Genomic DNA, 13,539 nt, shown 5'->3' on the forward strand with positions numbered 1-13,539 from the left:
CGGCGGAGCGGGAGAGCGCGGTCGTCAGCGGACGGGGGCGGTGTTGATCCCGGGCAGGATCATGTGACCGGCGTCCACGGGGATGGTCACGCCGGTGACCTTGGCCGCGAGGCCGGAGTTCAGGTACAGCGCGGTGTCTGCGATGACCTGCGGGTCCATGAAGGTCGTGCCCTTGAGGGCGTGGAAGGAGTAGCCGCCCTCGATCATGTCGGCCTCGGTGCCGCCCTCGTGGCCGGCGAACATGTCCCAGGCGCCCTGGTGGTCGGTCATCGGCGTCTTGATGGCACCCGGGTGGATCGAGTTGCAGCGGACGCCGTGCGGGGCCAGTTCCAGCGCGATGTTCTTCATCAGCCCGACGACGGCGTGCTTGGCCGCCACGTAGTGCGCGTAGTTCATCCCGGGCTCGAGGCCGTTGATGGACGACGTGATCACGATCGACCCGGTCTGGCGCTCGATCATGTGCGGGGCGACCGCCTTGGCCGACTTCCAGACGCCGGTGAGGTTGACGCCGATCATCTCGTCCCACGCCTGGTCGGAGAGCTCCCAGAAGGCGCCCTGCGTCCAGATGCCGGCGTTCGCGATCAGGATGTCGATCTGGCCGAACTCCGCCAGTCCGCGCCGGACGGCCTCGTCCACCTGTTCCTGGGAGCGGACGTCGGCGGTGACTGCCAGTGCGCGGCGGTCCAGCGCCTCGACCTGGCGCACCGTCTCGTCGAGGTCGGCCTTGGTGGCCATCTCGTAGGGGACCGTCTCGAGCTGGTCGGCGATGTCGACCAGGACGACGTCGGCGCCCTCCCGGGCGCAGGTGGTGGCGTGGGCGCGACCCTGTCCGCGCGCGCCGCCGGTGATCAGTGCGACCTTGCCGTCGAGCATGCCCATGGTGGTGTCCTCCTCGGTGCGGCGGCCCCCCTGCAGGGTCCTGCCGCGAGCGTGCGGGTGATGGGGGTGGGGGTCCTTGTTCAGAGCTGGCCGCCGGCGTCCACCACGTGGGTGGTGCCGGTGACGTAGCGGCCGTCGTCGGAGACCAGGTAGAGGACGGCGTTGGAGATGTCGACCGCCTCGAGCGCCGGCACCGGCAGTGCGTTGAGCGTGAGCGCCGCCTCCTCGAAGTCCGTCCGGGTCGGCGCCTCCAGGTCGGGCCGGAAGAGCCGGTAGGTCGGCTCGTTGAGGATCATGTCCGTGGCCACCGTCGTCGGGTGGACGGTGTTGACCCGGATGCCGTGCGGCGCCAGCTCCTTGGCCATCACCTTCGCCAGCATCACCAGCCCGGCCTTGGCCGCCGAGTAGTGGGCGGTGCCGGGATTGGCGTAGATGGCGGCCAGCGAGCTGGTGATGACGACCGATCCGCCGCGGCCACCGGCGATGACGTGCGGCACGGCGGCCCGGACGGTCTTCCACACGCCGGTGAGGTTGACGTCGATCATGGTCTCCCACGTCTCCTCGTCCATCTCCAGCGTGGGAGCGGGCGTGGAGATGCCGGCGTTGGCCAGCACGATGTCGAGCCGGCCGAGCTGTGCGACTCCGTCCTCGACCGCCTTCGTGAGCCCGGCGAGGTCGCGGACGTCGACCTCGGTCGCGACGATCCGCCGGTCGAGGGCCTCGACCTGACGGACGGTCTCGGCCAGGTCGTCGGGGGTGGCGGTGGGGTAGGGCACCGTCTCGACCTGCTTGCAGACGTCGACGGCGATGATGTCGGCGCCCTCCTGGGCGAGCCGTACCGCGTGGCTGCGGCCCTGGCCGCGCGCGGCCCCGGTGATGAAGACGACCTTGCCCTCGACCCGTCCCATGTGTGGTCCCCTCTCTCGCTCGCCGGCCCGGTGGCCGGCTGTGACGTGCGTCGCACGTTATGGCACCCAGTGCCACAAGGGGAAGGGGCGATTCCGGGACGGGTCGGGCAGGCTGCGGGGGTGACTTCGCGGGGCAGCGTGCCGTCGGGCGACCGGGGCGGGCGGCCGCCGGTCACGAGCGCCCACGAGCTCGCGGCGGTTGCCCAGCGGCTGTTCGTGGCCCGGGGCTTCGACGAGACCAGCGTCGACGACATCGCCGCGGAGGCCCGGATCAGCCGCCGGACCTTCTTCCGCTACTTCCCGACGAAGGCCGACGTGCTGTTCGTCGAGACCCCCCGGGAGATCGACCGGCTGCGGCGCGGCCTGGCCGGAGCGGCTCCCGGTGAGCCCTACCGCGCGGTGGTCCGGCGGGCGGTGGTCGACGCCCTGAGCTTCCCGGCGGGGGAACGGGAGTGGGCGCTGCACCGGGCGCAGTTGTTCACCACGGTCCCGGCGGTGCAGGCGCACGCCGTGCGGGTCTGGGCCCAGTGGCGGCAACTCGCCGTCGACCACGCCCGCACCCTCGGGTCCCCGGACCCCCTCTTCCCGCTGGCCGTCGGGCACGCCGTCCTCGCCGCCACGCTCGCCGCGCACGAGCACTGGGTGAGCGCCCCGGACGAGGACCTGGGGCGCGTCCTGGCCGGCATGCTCGACCTGCTGCTCCCGCCCGAGCCGACGGCGGCCTGACCGGCGGGCCGAGGGCCGCCTTGTCTCTGTCACTCGGTGTCATTACCGTCCGGGTGTGACGCAGGTCGCACGCGGGGGGCGGCCGCGCCCGACCCCGAGCAGCCCACCCCCGCCGCCGTCGTCCGCGGGTCTCATCGACCGCGCGGTGCGTCCACACCGAGGGGAGAACCGCCGTGCCGGGACGGGTCGAGGGCAAGGTCGCCTTCATCACCGGAGCAGCTCGCAGCCAGGGGAGGAGCCACGCGGTCCGGCTGGCCCAGGAGGGCGCCGACATCATCGCCGTGGACCTCTGCGGGCCGGTCGAGAGCATCGCGATGTACCCGCCGGCCACCGAGGACGACCTGGCCGAGACCGTCCGACAGGTCGAGGCGCTGGACCGCCGGATCGTCGCCACGAGAGCCGACGTCCGCGACCCCGGGGCGCTGAAGGCGGCGCTGGACGACGGGGTGGCCCAGCTCGGGCGGCTGGACGCCGTGCTGGCCAACGCCGGCGTGTTCGAGATCCAGCCGGCGCTCGACATCACCGACGACGCCTGGCACGAGATGATCGACATCAACCTGACCGGCGTCTGGAACACCTGCAAGGTCGCCCTGCCGCACCTGGTCGACGGCGGGAACGGCGGCGCCATCGTCATCACCAGCTCCACCGCCGGGCTGAAGGGCGTCCCGAACACCATCCACTACACGGCGGCCAAGCACGGCGTCGTGGGCATCATGCGCACGCTGGCCAACGAGTTCGCCGCGCACCGGATCCGGGTCAACACCGTCCACCCCACCGGGGTCGACACCGTCATGATCCAGAACCCGAAGACCTGGGGGCTGTTCGACCCCGAGCAGCCGAACCCCAGCCGGGAGACGGCGGCGCCGGTCTTCGAGTCGACCAACGCGCTCCCGGTGCCGTGGGTGGACCCGGTCGACATCTCCAACGCCATCCTGTTCCTGGTCTCCGACGAGGCGCGCTACATCACCGGCGTGACCCTCCCCGTCGACGCCGGGTTCACCGTCAAGTGAGTCCGCGCGCCGGCGGCGGTCCCGGCCGGCCCGCGCCCTCCCCGACCGAGGAGTCCGCCCTGAGACCGTCCGCCGACCCCGATCCCCGGCCCGTCGACGACGCGGTCGTCACCGGCTCCCGGGTGACCTCCGAGCCGGGGGCCTCCGTCCGGGAGGTCCGCCGGCGGGTGGCCCGCCACCTGGTCGGCCGCGACCGCGAGATCGACCTGCTGCTGGCCGCGGTCGCCGCCGGGCGCGACGTGCTGCTGGAGGGGCCGCCGGGGACGTCGAAGTCGACGCTGCTGCGCTCGATCACCGCCGAGTGGGGCGTGCCCCTGGTCTTCGTCGAGGGCAACGCCGACCTGACGCCGACCCGGCTGGTCGGCCACCACGACCCGGCGCGGGTGCTGCGCGAGGACTACACGCCGGACAACTTCGTCGCCGGCCCGCTGGTCGAGGCCATGCGCTCAGGCGGGTTTCTCTACGTCGAGGAGTTCAACCGCGCCCCCGAGGACACCCTCAACACGCTGCTCACCGCGATGGCCGAGCGCCGGATCGCCGTTCCCCGGGTCGGCACGGTGCAGGCGCTGCCCACCTTCCGGGTCGTGGCCTCGATGAACCCCTACGACACCATCGGCACGACCCGGCTGTCCACCTCGGTGCACGACCGGCTGGTGCGCCTGGCGATCGGCTACCAGGACGCCGAGGCCGAGCGCGGCATCGTCGGCCGCCGCACCGGCGTGGAGTCGCCCCGGCTGGTTGCCGACGCCGTGGCGCTCACCCGCGCCACCCGGGAGCGGGACGACGTCCGCCAGGGCAGCAGCGTCCGCGGGGCGATCGACCTGGCCCTCGTCGCCGCCCAGCTGGCCGCGATGCGGGAGGTCCCGCTGCCCGACGAGCCCTCGGTCGAGCCGCCGCGCGGGCTGCCCGAGGCGTACACCGGCGTCGTCCTGGACGCGCTGCTGCTGGCGCTGTCCGGGCGGGTCTTCCTCGACGAGACGGTGGAGACGACGCCGGAGGCGGTGCTCCGCGAGATCTGGACCGACCACTTCGTGCTCGCGCCCGCGGCGGCCCGGCCGGGTTGAAGGACGGTCGACGCCGACTCCCCGGTCACCCGCCGCCGGGACGCGACGGGCGCGCCGCGGGGCCTCCGGCCGCTGCGCCGCAAGCCCAAGCAGCTGACCGAGGCGCCCTCGCTCTACCGGCCGGCGCCCGGCGGCGCCGGCCTGGCGCTGACCTCCGGGGACCGCCGGCGCGGTCCGGCGGCCCGGCGCCCCGGCGGCAGCGCCCCGGGGACGACCGACGAGCCGGCCGAGCTCATCCCGCTGGCGGACCTGGCCACCGACGGCACCGCCGACGAGGAGACCCGCCGCCGCGCTCGCGCCATCGCCCGGCGGCTGTCCGTGCCGCGCCCGCCGCGGGACCGCCGCCCCCGCCGCGGCGTGGGGGAGCTGGTCAGCCTGCCGTGGAGCGGGGGCTCCGACGACCTCGACCTGGAGCGGACGCTCGAGGCGCTGGTCGGCCGGCCGTTCCCCGAGGAGGGGGACGTCGTCGTCCGCGAGCGGGTGCGCCAGCGCCGCTCGGTGGTGCTCGTCGTCGACGTCTCGGGCTCGATGCGGGGCGAGCGCGTGCGCACCGCGGCGGCCGCGGTGGGGGCCCTCGCCGGCGAGCTGGCCCGCGACCGGCTCGCCGTCGTCGCCTTCTGGTCCGACGCCGCGGTCCTGGTCCGGCTGGGGGAGCAGGTCGCCCCGCTCGCCGTCCTGGACCTGCTCCTCCGGGTGCCCGCGCAGGGGCTGACCAACGTGACCTTCGCGCTGGAGACCGCGGCCCGGCAGCTGGCCGGCGTGCCCGCCCGCGACGCCCGGGTGCTGCTGCTCAGCGACTGCGTGCACAACGCGGGCCCCGACCCCCGGCTGACCGCCGCCCGCCTCCCTCGTCTCGACGTGCTGCTGGACGTCTCCGGCGAGCAGGACGTCGAGATGGGCCGCGACCTCGCCCGGCTGGGCCGCGGCCGGGTGCGGCTGGTCCGCGACCACCGCGACGTGGCCGGCGCGCTCGGCGCCGTCTTCGCCGAGTGACGGTGCCGCCGCGGGGTCAGCGCCCCGGGGACGGCGCGGGTTCCTCCACCCGGTCCCAGCTGTGGTGGCTGAACACGACCTTGTGGATGCCGTCGTAGACGACGAGGTGCCCGGTGGCGGTGAAGCTGAAGCGAGCGTCATCGCCGTAGCGGATGACCTCACCGTCGGATCGGTAGAGATCGAAGCTCACGCCGGAGAGCGTGGCACGGCGACAGCCGGGTCGGGGGTCCGGCGCGGTCGTCCCGGCGACGGGTACGCAGCGTGAGCCCGGCGGCACGGACACGGCAACCGGACCCGGCTCGACGCCGTCCCGGCGAGAAAGTCGCGCGCGCCTCCACCGCTCGCCATATCCCCCGTGACGCAATGGCGCGATGAGTCAGGACGAGGCTCCCCCCTACGGCTTGTGGGGGGTGCCGCCGAGGGCGGCGGCCGAGTGGCGCGTGCTCATCCGGTCGCTCGCCGTGGCCCGCACCGTGGCCTGCGAGACCGGCGACCCGGCCGCGTGGTGGCCGGAGGCCCGCGAGGCGAACGCTCCCGCCGCGCGCGGAGCGCTCGAGGCCTGCCGGCGGTGCCCGGCGGCCGGGCCCTGCCTCGACTACGCCCTCGCCGCCGACGAGCGGTTCGGCATCTGGGGCGGCACCACCCCGGCCGACCGGCGGGCGATCCGGTGGAGGGCGGCGGAGTCGTGACCGGGCGGTGCCCGGCCGGTCGGCGCAGCCCGCGGTGCGGCACGTGGCAGCGTGACCCCCCGGACGCGTCGACGGGACGGGAACGCAACGGGGGTGCCGGGGGTGGGCAGCAGGGACGTCGCCGTGGAGCGGCCACCGGACCTGGGGCCGCGGCTGCTGGTCCCGCTCTGCGTCGGGGCGGTGCTGAACCCGGTCAACTCCACCATGATCGCGACCGCCCTGTCGCCGATCGGGCGGGAGTTCGCGGTCGGGGCCGCGGCGACGGCCTGGCTGGTCTCGGCCATGTACCTGGCCAGCGCCATCGGGCAGCCGGTCGCCGGCCGGCTCGCCGACCAGTTCGGCCCGCGGCGGGTGTTCCTCGCCGGCGGGGTGCTGGTCGCCGTCGCCGGCCTGGTCGGTGCCCTCGGGCCGACCTTCGGGTGGATCGTGGCCGCCCGTGCCGTCGTCGGGCTCGGCACCGGCGCCCTCTACCCGGCCGCCGTCGCCATGGTCCGCGAGCAGGCCGACCGGGCAGGAGTGGCCGTCCCGGCGCGGGCCCTCGGACTGCTCAACACCACCGGCCTGGTGACCCTCGCGGTCGGCCCCCCGCTGGGCGGCGTGCTGGTCGACACGGTGGGGTGGCGGGCGGTGTTCGCCGTCAACGTGCCCCTCGGGCTGCTCGTGACGGCGCTGGCGCTGCGGCTCCTGCCGCGGTCCCGCCCGCGGGAGCGGGAGGTCGCCGCCTGGCGGTTGCTGGATCTCCCCGGCGTGCTGCTGTTCAGCGGCGCGGTGACGCTGCTGCTCCTCGTGCTCACCGGCGTGCCGCACCCCCGCTGGTACCTCGTCGCGGCGCTCGTGGCCTGCGTGGCGCTGTTCGTGGTGGCCGAGCGGCGGTCCCGGGTCCCGTTCCTCGACGTCCGGGTGCTGGGCCGCAACCTGCCGCTGCTCGCGACGTACCTGCGGGTGGTCCTGACGTTCCTGGTCGTCTACGGGGTGCTCTTCGGGCTGACGCCGTGGCTGCAGGAGCGCCGGGGGCTGTCGGCCAGTGCGGCCGGCCTCGTGCTCCTCGGCATGTCCGCGGTCGGCGCGGTCGTGTCCCTGGCCGCGGCGCGCGGGGCGCGCCCGCTGTGGCCGCTGCTCGTCGCCGCCGCGGGCCTGCTGGCCGGGAGCATCGCGGTGACCGGTCTGACCCCGGCCACCCCGATCGCGGTCCTGGCCGGCGTGGCCGCGGTCTACGGGCTGCCCAACGGCATGGGGTTCGTCGCCAACCAGGTCATGGTCTACCGGCTGGCGCCCGCGGAGCAGGTGGGTGCGGCCACCGGGCTCTCCCGCACCGCGCAGTACACCGGCGCCATGCTGGCCACGAGCGCCACCGGCGTCGCCTACGCCTCCGGGGTGGGGGACGCCGGCCTGCACGCGCTGGGCTGGGTCTTCACCGCGACCGGCGCCGTGCTGCTCGCCGTCACGCTCGCCGACCGGGCGCTGCGCACCCGCGCCGAGGTCAGCTGAAGACCGTGCCGCCGTCCACGACCAGGGTCTGGCCGGTGATGAACCCGCTGCTGCGCGAGCACAGGAAGGAGATGGCCGGGCAGAGGTCGTCGGCCTCCATGCGACGGGGGACCGCCCGCCGCCCGGCCGCGACCGCCAGGTAGTCGTCGTCGTTGAGCGAGCGCGTGGCCTCGGTCTCGACCAGGCCCGGGGCGATCGCGTTGACGGTGATGCCGTCGGCGCCGACCTCGCGGGCCACGCTGCGGGTGAGCGCGATGACCGCGCCCTTCGAGGCGGTGTAGTGCGCGAAGTACGGCACGCCCATGTGCACCGTGGACGAGGCGATGTTGACCACCCGGCCGTGGCCCTGCTCCTTCATGGCGGGGTGGACCGCCCGCATGCCCAGCCACACGCCGCGGGTGTTGACCGCCATCACCCGGTCCCACTCGTCGACGCCGATCTCGGTGAACGGGCGCTTGGCCCCGAGCCCCTGGTAGATCGCCGCGTTGTTGACCAGCGCGTCGACCCGGCCGTGCCGGTCCAGCGTCGTCGCCACGAGCCGCTCCCAGGAGCCCTCGTCGCTCACGTCGGCGTGCACGTGGGTGACCCTCTCGGCGTCCCACCCCGCGTCGACGACGTCGGCTGCGACGACGAGCGCCCCCTCGGCGGCCAGGTGCCGGCTCACGGCCTCGCCGATGCCGTGCGCGGCGCCGGTGACGAGGACGACCGTCCCCGGCTCGACGCTGCCGTGCCCGTTCCCCTGCACGTTCGCCTCCGTCGCTCTCAGTCCTGCGGGAGCAGGGTGTCGAGGTCCGCCGGTCCCTCCAGGATCCCGTAGCGGACCCCGACCTCGGACATGTACTCGAAGGACCCCCGCTCGAGCTCCTCCGGCCAGCCGGCCAGCGTGATGGCGCCGGCCAGGTCCGGGCTGAGCTCGGTGAAGCTGCCCAGGATCCCGCGGGCCGCGTCGGGGTTCTCGGTGGCGTACGCGAAGGACTCCTGCAGTCCCGCCACGAAGGCGTCCACCAGCTCGGGGTCGGTCTGCGCGGTCTCCGACGTCGTGAAGTAGGCGCCGATGAGCAGCGGGTCCTCCTGCGCCTCGGCGAAGACGTTCGACAGGCAGCGCGCGCCCTGCTGGAGCGCGATCGTCTTGAACGGCTCCACCGCCGTCGCGGCGTCGACCTGACCGCTCGCCACCGCCTGCGGGACGTCGGGGTGCGCGATCTCCAGGAACTGGATCGTCGAGGAGTCGGCGCCGGCGCGGTCCACCACGTCGCGGATGACCGCGACGTTGATGTTGTTCAGGGTGTTCGTGCTGACCCGCTTCCCGGCCAGCTCGGCGACGGACTGCAGCGGGCTGCCCGCCGGCACGAGCACGCAGCCGAAGTCGTCGGCGGGGTCCCCGGTTGAGGAGTTCCCCGGTGCGACGACCTGGATCGGCAGGCCCGCCTCCTGCGCCACCAGCAGCGACAGGGTGTTGCTGAAGGCGAAGTCCTGCTCCCCGCTCACCACGGCGGGGACCAGCGCCGCGCCGCCCTGGCCGGTCACGACCTCGACGTCGAGCCCGCGCTCGGAGAAGAAGCCCTCCTCGACGCCGAGGTAGAGCGGGGCGACGTCGGCGATGGGGACGACGCCGACGGTCACGGGTCGGGGCGCGTCGCTCGACCCGGCGCCTGCCTCCTCGCCGTCCCCACCCCCGCCGCAGGCGGCGAGCAGCAGCACCGAGCAGGACAGGACGACGGTCAGGCGCAAGCGGGGCATGGAGGGCCTCTCGACGATGAGGAGATCGCTGGACGGCGTCGCGGTGACGGCAGGTGCGTTCAGGCGGGGGCCGCAGCCGCGGGCGTGGACCGGCCGGAGGTCCGGGCCCGGACGGCGGGGACGACCTCGTCGCGGAACAGCCGCACCGAGGAGAGCACCGTCTCGACGTCGAGGGAGCCCCACGCGAAGGCGCCGGCGAGGTAGTTGATCTCCCCGACCGTCACCGCCTCGGTGACCTGGGCGGCAACGGTCTGGGGCGACCCGACGAACAGCTTGCGCTCGGCCACCAGGCGGTCGAAGTCGACCGGGCCCGTGAAGCGCTCGCTGCCGTGCAGCCGCCACAGGTGCGTGAAGCTCTCGTAGTGGGCGTCGAACGCCGGCCGGGCGATGGCTGCGGCCTCCTCGTCGGTCGGGGCGACGAAGACGTGCCGCAGCATGCCGAAGCGCGGCGTCCGGCCCGGGAGGCTGTAGCGGACCCCGCCGCGCTCCGCGGACTCCCGGAAGTGCGTGAAGAACACCCGGCTCTGCTCGCGCACCACCTCCAGCGGCGGGGAGGCGAAGCCGAACCCGAACAGGACGTTGTAGCCCTCGTCGCCCAGCCGGGGGATCGAGGCGGCGTTCGACGTCGGGTACCACAGCGGCGGGTGCGGGCGCTGGAACACGGGCACGTGCAGCGGGACCTCCTCGCCGGCCGGTCCCTCGGCCCCCGGACGCCGGAACCGGCCGGTCTCCATCGCCTCGACGATGGCCGGGAACAGCTCCTCGAAGCGCTCGGCGGTGTCCGGCGGGGTCAGGCCGTACATGGCCGCCTCGATGGGGGAGGAGCCTTTGCCCACCCCGACGTCCAGCCGGCCGTGGCTGAGCTGGTCGAGCATGCAGATCTCCTGCACCAACCGGAGCGGGTCGTACAGGGGGACGATGAAGGTGGTCGGCGCCAGCCGGATGCGCCCGGTCACCCGGGCGGCCGCGGCGATGAACACCGACGGGGACGGCGCGAGCCCCAGTGGCGTGCCGTGGTGCTCGGCGATGTGGTACGTGGAGAACCCGCTCCGGTCGGCCTCGGTGAGCACCCGCAGCCGGGCGTCGTAGACCTCGGCGGCCGTCATCCCGGGGTGCGCGTCGATCCAGTCGAACAGACCGAACTCGAGGTCGTGCGGGACGGCGTGCTCGGCCGGCTGTGCGGGCATCCGCTCTCCTGGGGTCCGATGGCGAGGGGCACGTCGAGCGGCGGGTCGGACGCCGCGGCCCGAGTCTAGGGAGCGCCGGCGGCCGACCCCGCCGGAACGGCCCACGACGAGAGCAGGTCGGCACTGGTCACGACCGGCCCGATGGTGGCGGCGAACTCGGCGCAGGCGGTGGCCTGGGGCACCACCCCCACGGTCGCCGTCGCGTCGCCCACGAGCACCGCCCGGTGCCCCCGGGAAACCGCGTCGACGCCGGTCGCCCGGACGCACACGTCCGAGGTGAGCCCGGCCAGCACCAGCGTCGGGCGGGCCAGCGCGCTCAGGACCAGGTCCAGCGGGGTGAAGGCGAACGCGGAGTACCGGTGCTTGACGAAGGTGAAGTCCCCGTCGGCGACCAGGTCCCCGTACGGCTCGGCGCCCCAGGTCCCCGCGGCGACGATGGGGTCGGTCTCGGGCTCGATGGTCGTGCCGCCCTGCCCCCGGCGGCGCCACCCCGGGGTGTCGGTCCACCGCGAGTGCTGGGTGTGCACGTGCAGGACGGGGACGCCGGCGGCGCGGGCCGCCGGCAGCAGCGCGCCGATCCGCTCCACGGCGGCGAGCGCCGACGCGCAGTCGACCCCGCGCCGCCCGAGCGTCCCCTCCGGGTGGCAGTAGTCGTTCTGGACGTCGACGACGAGGACGACGGCCTCGTCCGGGGGGATCGGTGCTGGGTGCATGTCGGTTCTCCGCTGCGGCAGGAGGACGGTCGTCGGGCAGCGTAGGGCCTGGCGGCCGGGGTCGCCGCCCGACCCCCCAGCCGCCCGCGGGTCCTCCGATGGGCAGGAATCCTGTGGACCTGCGAGAGTGGCCTGCATCACACGACCGGTGCCGGGCGTCGCCCGGCAGGAGTGGGGGTGCACGTGCACGGGTGGGGGACCCGACTGGCGGTGGTCGCAGGGACCGTCGCGCTCGTCGGTGGCGGGGCGTCGGTCACGGCGGCCGACGCCGCGCCGGCGCAGCAGCCGGACGCGCCGCCCGGGGAGTACCGCGGCGACCTGGACAGTGGAGCCCACTGGCTGGCCCACGTGCCGGCGCAGTGGAACGGGACCGTCGTCCTGTTCGCCCACGGCTTCGGGCCCCTGGTGGCCGAGGACGCCCCGGACGACGCGACCCGCGACGAGCTGCTGGCGCAGGGGTACGCCCTGGTGGGCTCGTCGTACTCGGGGCCGTCGATGTGGGCGCTGGAGTCCGCCGTCGACGACCAGTTCGCCGCCCTGGACGCCTTCGAGGACCTGCTCGGGGTCGAGCCGGAGCGCACGATCGCCTTCGGCCGGTCGATGGGCGGCCTGGTGAGCGCCCGGCAGGCCGAGGACCCGCGAGGGCAGATCGACGGCGTCCTGACCACGTGCGGGCTGGTCGCCGGTGCGCTCAACCTCAACGACTACCAGCTCGACGGGGTCTACACCCTGTCCCGCCTGCTGGCTCCCGAGGCGGACATCCCGCTGGTCCGGTACGAGAGCCCGGAGCAGGCGGCCCGGGCGGCGGCGGACCTCATCGCGGCGGTCACCGCGGCGCAGCAGACGCCGGAGGGCCGTGCGCGGATCGCGCTGGCGTCGGCGTACCTGAACATGGCGACCTGGTCCACCGCGCAGACCCCGCCGGCCCCGCGCGACCACGCGGCCCAGCAGGAGCAGCAGTTCGACGCCCTGGTCGCCGGCGGCGGTCTCGAGCGGTACGTGACCGGCCGGCAGCAGATCGAGCTGGTGGCCGGCGGCAACAGCGCCGCCAACGTCGGCGTCGACTACCGCGTGCTGCTCGACAGCAGCCCGCACGCCCGCCAGGTCCGGGCGCTCTACCGGGAGGCCGGGCTCGACCTGGACGCCGACCTGGCGACGCTGACCAGCGACGCGGACGTCGAGGCCGACCCCGAGGCGGTGGCCGACCTGGCCGGTTCCTCGATGGTCACCGGCGAGCTGGGGGTCCCGGAGCTGGCCATCCACACCGTCGCCGACGAGCTCGTGCCGGTGGAGCACGAGGACTGGTACGCCGACCAGGTGCGCCGGGCCGGCGACGACCGGTTGCTGCGCCAGGCCTACGTCGACGGCCCCGGGCACTGCGAGTTCCAGCCGGCCGAGCAGGTGGCCGCGCTGCACGCCCTCGAGCAGCGGCTCGACACCGGCCGCTGGGGCGACGTGGCGACGCCGGCCCGGCTGAACGCCGCGGCCGACGCGCTCGACCTCGGCACGGCCGCGCGGTTCACGCGGTTCGAGCCCTCCCGGCTCGTCGGCGGGCTCGGCGAGCCCGGGCGCCGGGACCGGTAGGCCCCGTCCGGGAGGTGCCGGCCGGTGACCCGGGCCGGCAGCTCCTCAGCGGGACGGCTGGGTGTCCAGGGCGGCCCGGCAGAGCGCGACGTAGCGGCGCAGGTCCTCGGCCTGGGCCGGGGTCAGTGGCGCGACCATCCGCGACTCGACGCGGGTCACGTCGTCCCGGAACCGGTCGAGCAGTTCCTGCCCCCGCTCGGTGAGCCGGAGGACCCGGCGCCGCCGGTCGACCGGGTCGGGGATCCGCGACAGCAGGCCGCGGTCCTCCAGGACGGCGACCATGTCCGCGGCGCTCTGGTCGGTGACGAACGAGTTCCGCGCCAGCTCCGCGGTGCTCAGGTCCGCGTGCCGCTCCAGCACGGTCAGCGCGGTGTACTGCAGCGGGGTGATGGCCGCCGGGCGGAGGACCTCGTCCAGCCGGGCGCGCACCGCCTGCTCCAGCTGCTTGACCAGGTACAGCGTGGACGGTCGCGACCCGGGGGCCCCGACCGGGCGGGCAGGCGTGGACACCCCGTCATCTTGTCCCAGGGCCGTGGGTGGGACCCCGTACGACACCGG

15 protein-coding genes are annotated in these 13,539 nt (G+C 74.8%); 7 read left to right on the top strand and 8 right to left on the bottom strand.

From position 1 onward, the window contains the following. Positions 1–24: 24 nt before the first annotated feature. The gene (locus ACI789_RS01000) at positions 25–879 is read right to left on the bottom strand and encodes a mycofactocin-coupled SDR family oxidoreductase (protein WP_457006276.1); all 855 of its coding nucleotides are present in this window, start codon (positions 877–879) and stop codon (positions 25–27) included. Positions 880–959: 80 nt separating this feature from the next. After that, positions 960–1,787 (bottom strand): mycofactocin-coupled SDR family oxidoreductase, encoded by an 828-nt coding sequence (locus tag ACI789_RS01005; protein ID WP_457006277.1) that lies wholly within the window; start codon positions 1,785–1,787, stop codon positions 960–962. 120 nt (positions 1,788–1,907) lie between these two features. Between ACI789_RS01005 and ACI789_RS01010 the strand changes: the two genes are divergently transcribed. The 4 genes from ACI789_RS01010 (at position 1,908) to ACI789_RS01025 (ending at position 5,580) form a co-directional block, all read left to right on the top strand. Further along, positions 1,908–2,513, top strand: a complete 606-nt coding sequence (locus tag ACI789_RS01010) for an acyl-CoA-like ligand-binding transcription factor (protein ID WP_457006278.1) — start codon at positions 1,908–1,910, stop codon at positions 2,511–2,513. 173 nt (positions 2,514–2,686) lie between these two features. Beyond that, positions 2,687–3,523, top strand: a complete 837-nt coding sequence (locus ACI789_RS01015) for a mycofactocin-coupled SDR family oxidoreductase (RefSeq protein ID WP_457006279.1) — start codon at positions 2,687–2,689, stop codon at positions 3,521–3,523. 122 nt (positions 3,524–3,645) lie between these two features. Beyond that, a complete protein-coding gene (locus ACI789_RS01020; protein ID WP_457006280.1) occupies positions 3,646–4,587 on the top strand; it encodes an AAA family ATPase in 942 nt (313 codons plus the stop codon). Between the two features lie 318 nt (positions 4,588–4,905). Further along, positions 4,906–5,580, top strand: a complete 675-nt coding sequence (locus ACI789_RS01025) for a vWA domain-containing protein (protein WP_457006281.1) — start codon at positions 4,906–4,908, stop codon at positions 5,578–5,580. A 16-nt stretch (positions 5,581–5,596) separates the two neighbouring features. Here the strand turns inward: ACI789_RS01025 and ACI789_RS01030 are convergent, their stop codons facing one another. Then, positions 5,597–5,770 carry a hypothetical protein gene (locus ACI789_RS01030; RefSeq protein ID WP_457006282.1) on the bottom strand — a complete coding sequence of 58 codons (174 nt, stop codon included), beginning with the start codon at positions 5,768–5,770 and terminating at the stop codon, positions 5,597–5,599. A 181-nt stretch (positions 5,771–5,951) separates the two neighbouring features. On the opposite strand from ACI789_RS01030, the gene ACI789_RS01035 reads away from it, so the two are divergent. Beyond that, a complete protein-coding gene (locus tag ACI789_RS01035) occupies positions 5,952–6,269 on the top strand; it encodes a WhiB family transcriptional regulator (RefSeq protein ID WP_457006283.1) in 318 nt (105 codons plus the stop codon). A gap of 102 nt (positions 6,270–6,371) precedes the next feature. Continuing rightward, positions 6,372–7,757, top strand: coding sequence for an MFS transporter (locus ACI789_RS01040; protein WP_457006284.1), 1,386 nt, complete (start codon positions 6,372–6,374; stop codon positions 7,755–7,757). On the opposite strand, the gene ACI789_RS01045 is transcribed toward ACI789_RS01040, so the two are convergent. The 4 genes from ACI789_RS01045 to ACI789_RS01060 form a co-directional block, all read right to left on the bottom strand. Beyond that, on the bottom strand, positions 7,750–8,502 hold the full coding sequence (locus tag ACI789_RS01045; protein ID WP_457006285.1) for an SDR family NAD(P)-dependent oxidoreductase: 753 nt from the start codon (positions 8,500–8,502) through the stop codon (positions 7,750–7,752). The genes ACI789_RS01040 and ACI789_RS01045 overlap by 8 nt on opposite strands. Positions 8,503–8,519: 17 nt before the next feature. After that, positions 8,520–9,497 (bottom strand): ABC transporter substrate-binding protein, encoded by a 978-nt coding sequence (locus ACI789_RS01050; protein WP_457006286.1) that lies wholly within the window; start codon positions 9,495–9,497, stop codon positions 8,520–8,522. 59 nt (positions 9,498–9,556) lie between these two features. Beyond that, entirely contained in the window at positions 9,557–10,684 is a 1,128-nt protein-coding gene (locus ACI789_RS01055; protein ID WP_457006287.1) for an LLM class flavin-dependent oxidoreductase, read from the bottom strand. 65 nt (positions 10,685–10,749) lie between these two features. Beyond that, positions 10,750–11,397, bottom strand: a complete 648-nt coding sequence (locus ACI789_RS01060; protein ID WP_457006288.1) for a cysteine hydrolase family protein — start codon at positions 11,395–11,397, stop codon at positions 10,750–10,752. A gap of 177 nt (positions 11,398–11,574) precedes the next feature. Between ACI789_RS01060 and ACI789_RS01065 the strand changes: the two genes are divergently transcribed. Then, positions 11,575–12,981 (top strand): hypothetical protein, encoded by a 1,407-nt coding sequence (locus ACI789_RS01065; RefSeq protein WP_457006289.1) that lies wholly within the window; start codon positions 11,575–11,577, stop codon positions 12,979–12,981. Between the two features lie 45 nt (positions 12,982–13,026). On the opposite strand, the gene ACI789_RS01070 is transcribed toward ACI789_RS01065, so the two are convergent. Next, entirely contained in the window at positions 13,027–13,491 is a 465-nt protein-coding gene (locus ACI789_RS01070) for a MarR family winged helix-turn-helix transcriptional regulator (RefSeq protein WP_457006290.1), read from the bottom strand. Between the last annotated feature and the right edge of the window lie 48 nt (positions 13,492–13,539).

It is taken from the genome of Geodermatophilus sp. SYSU D00965, assembly GCF_054050075.1.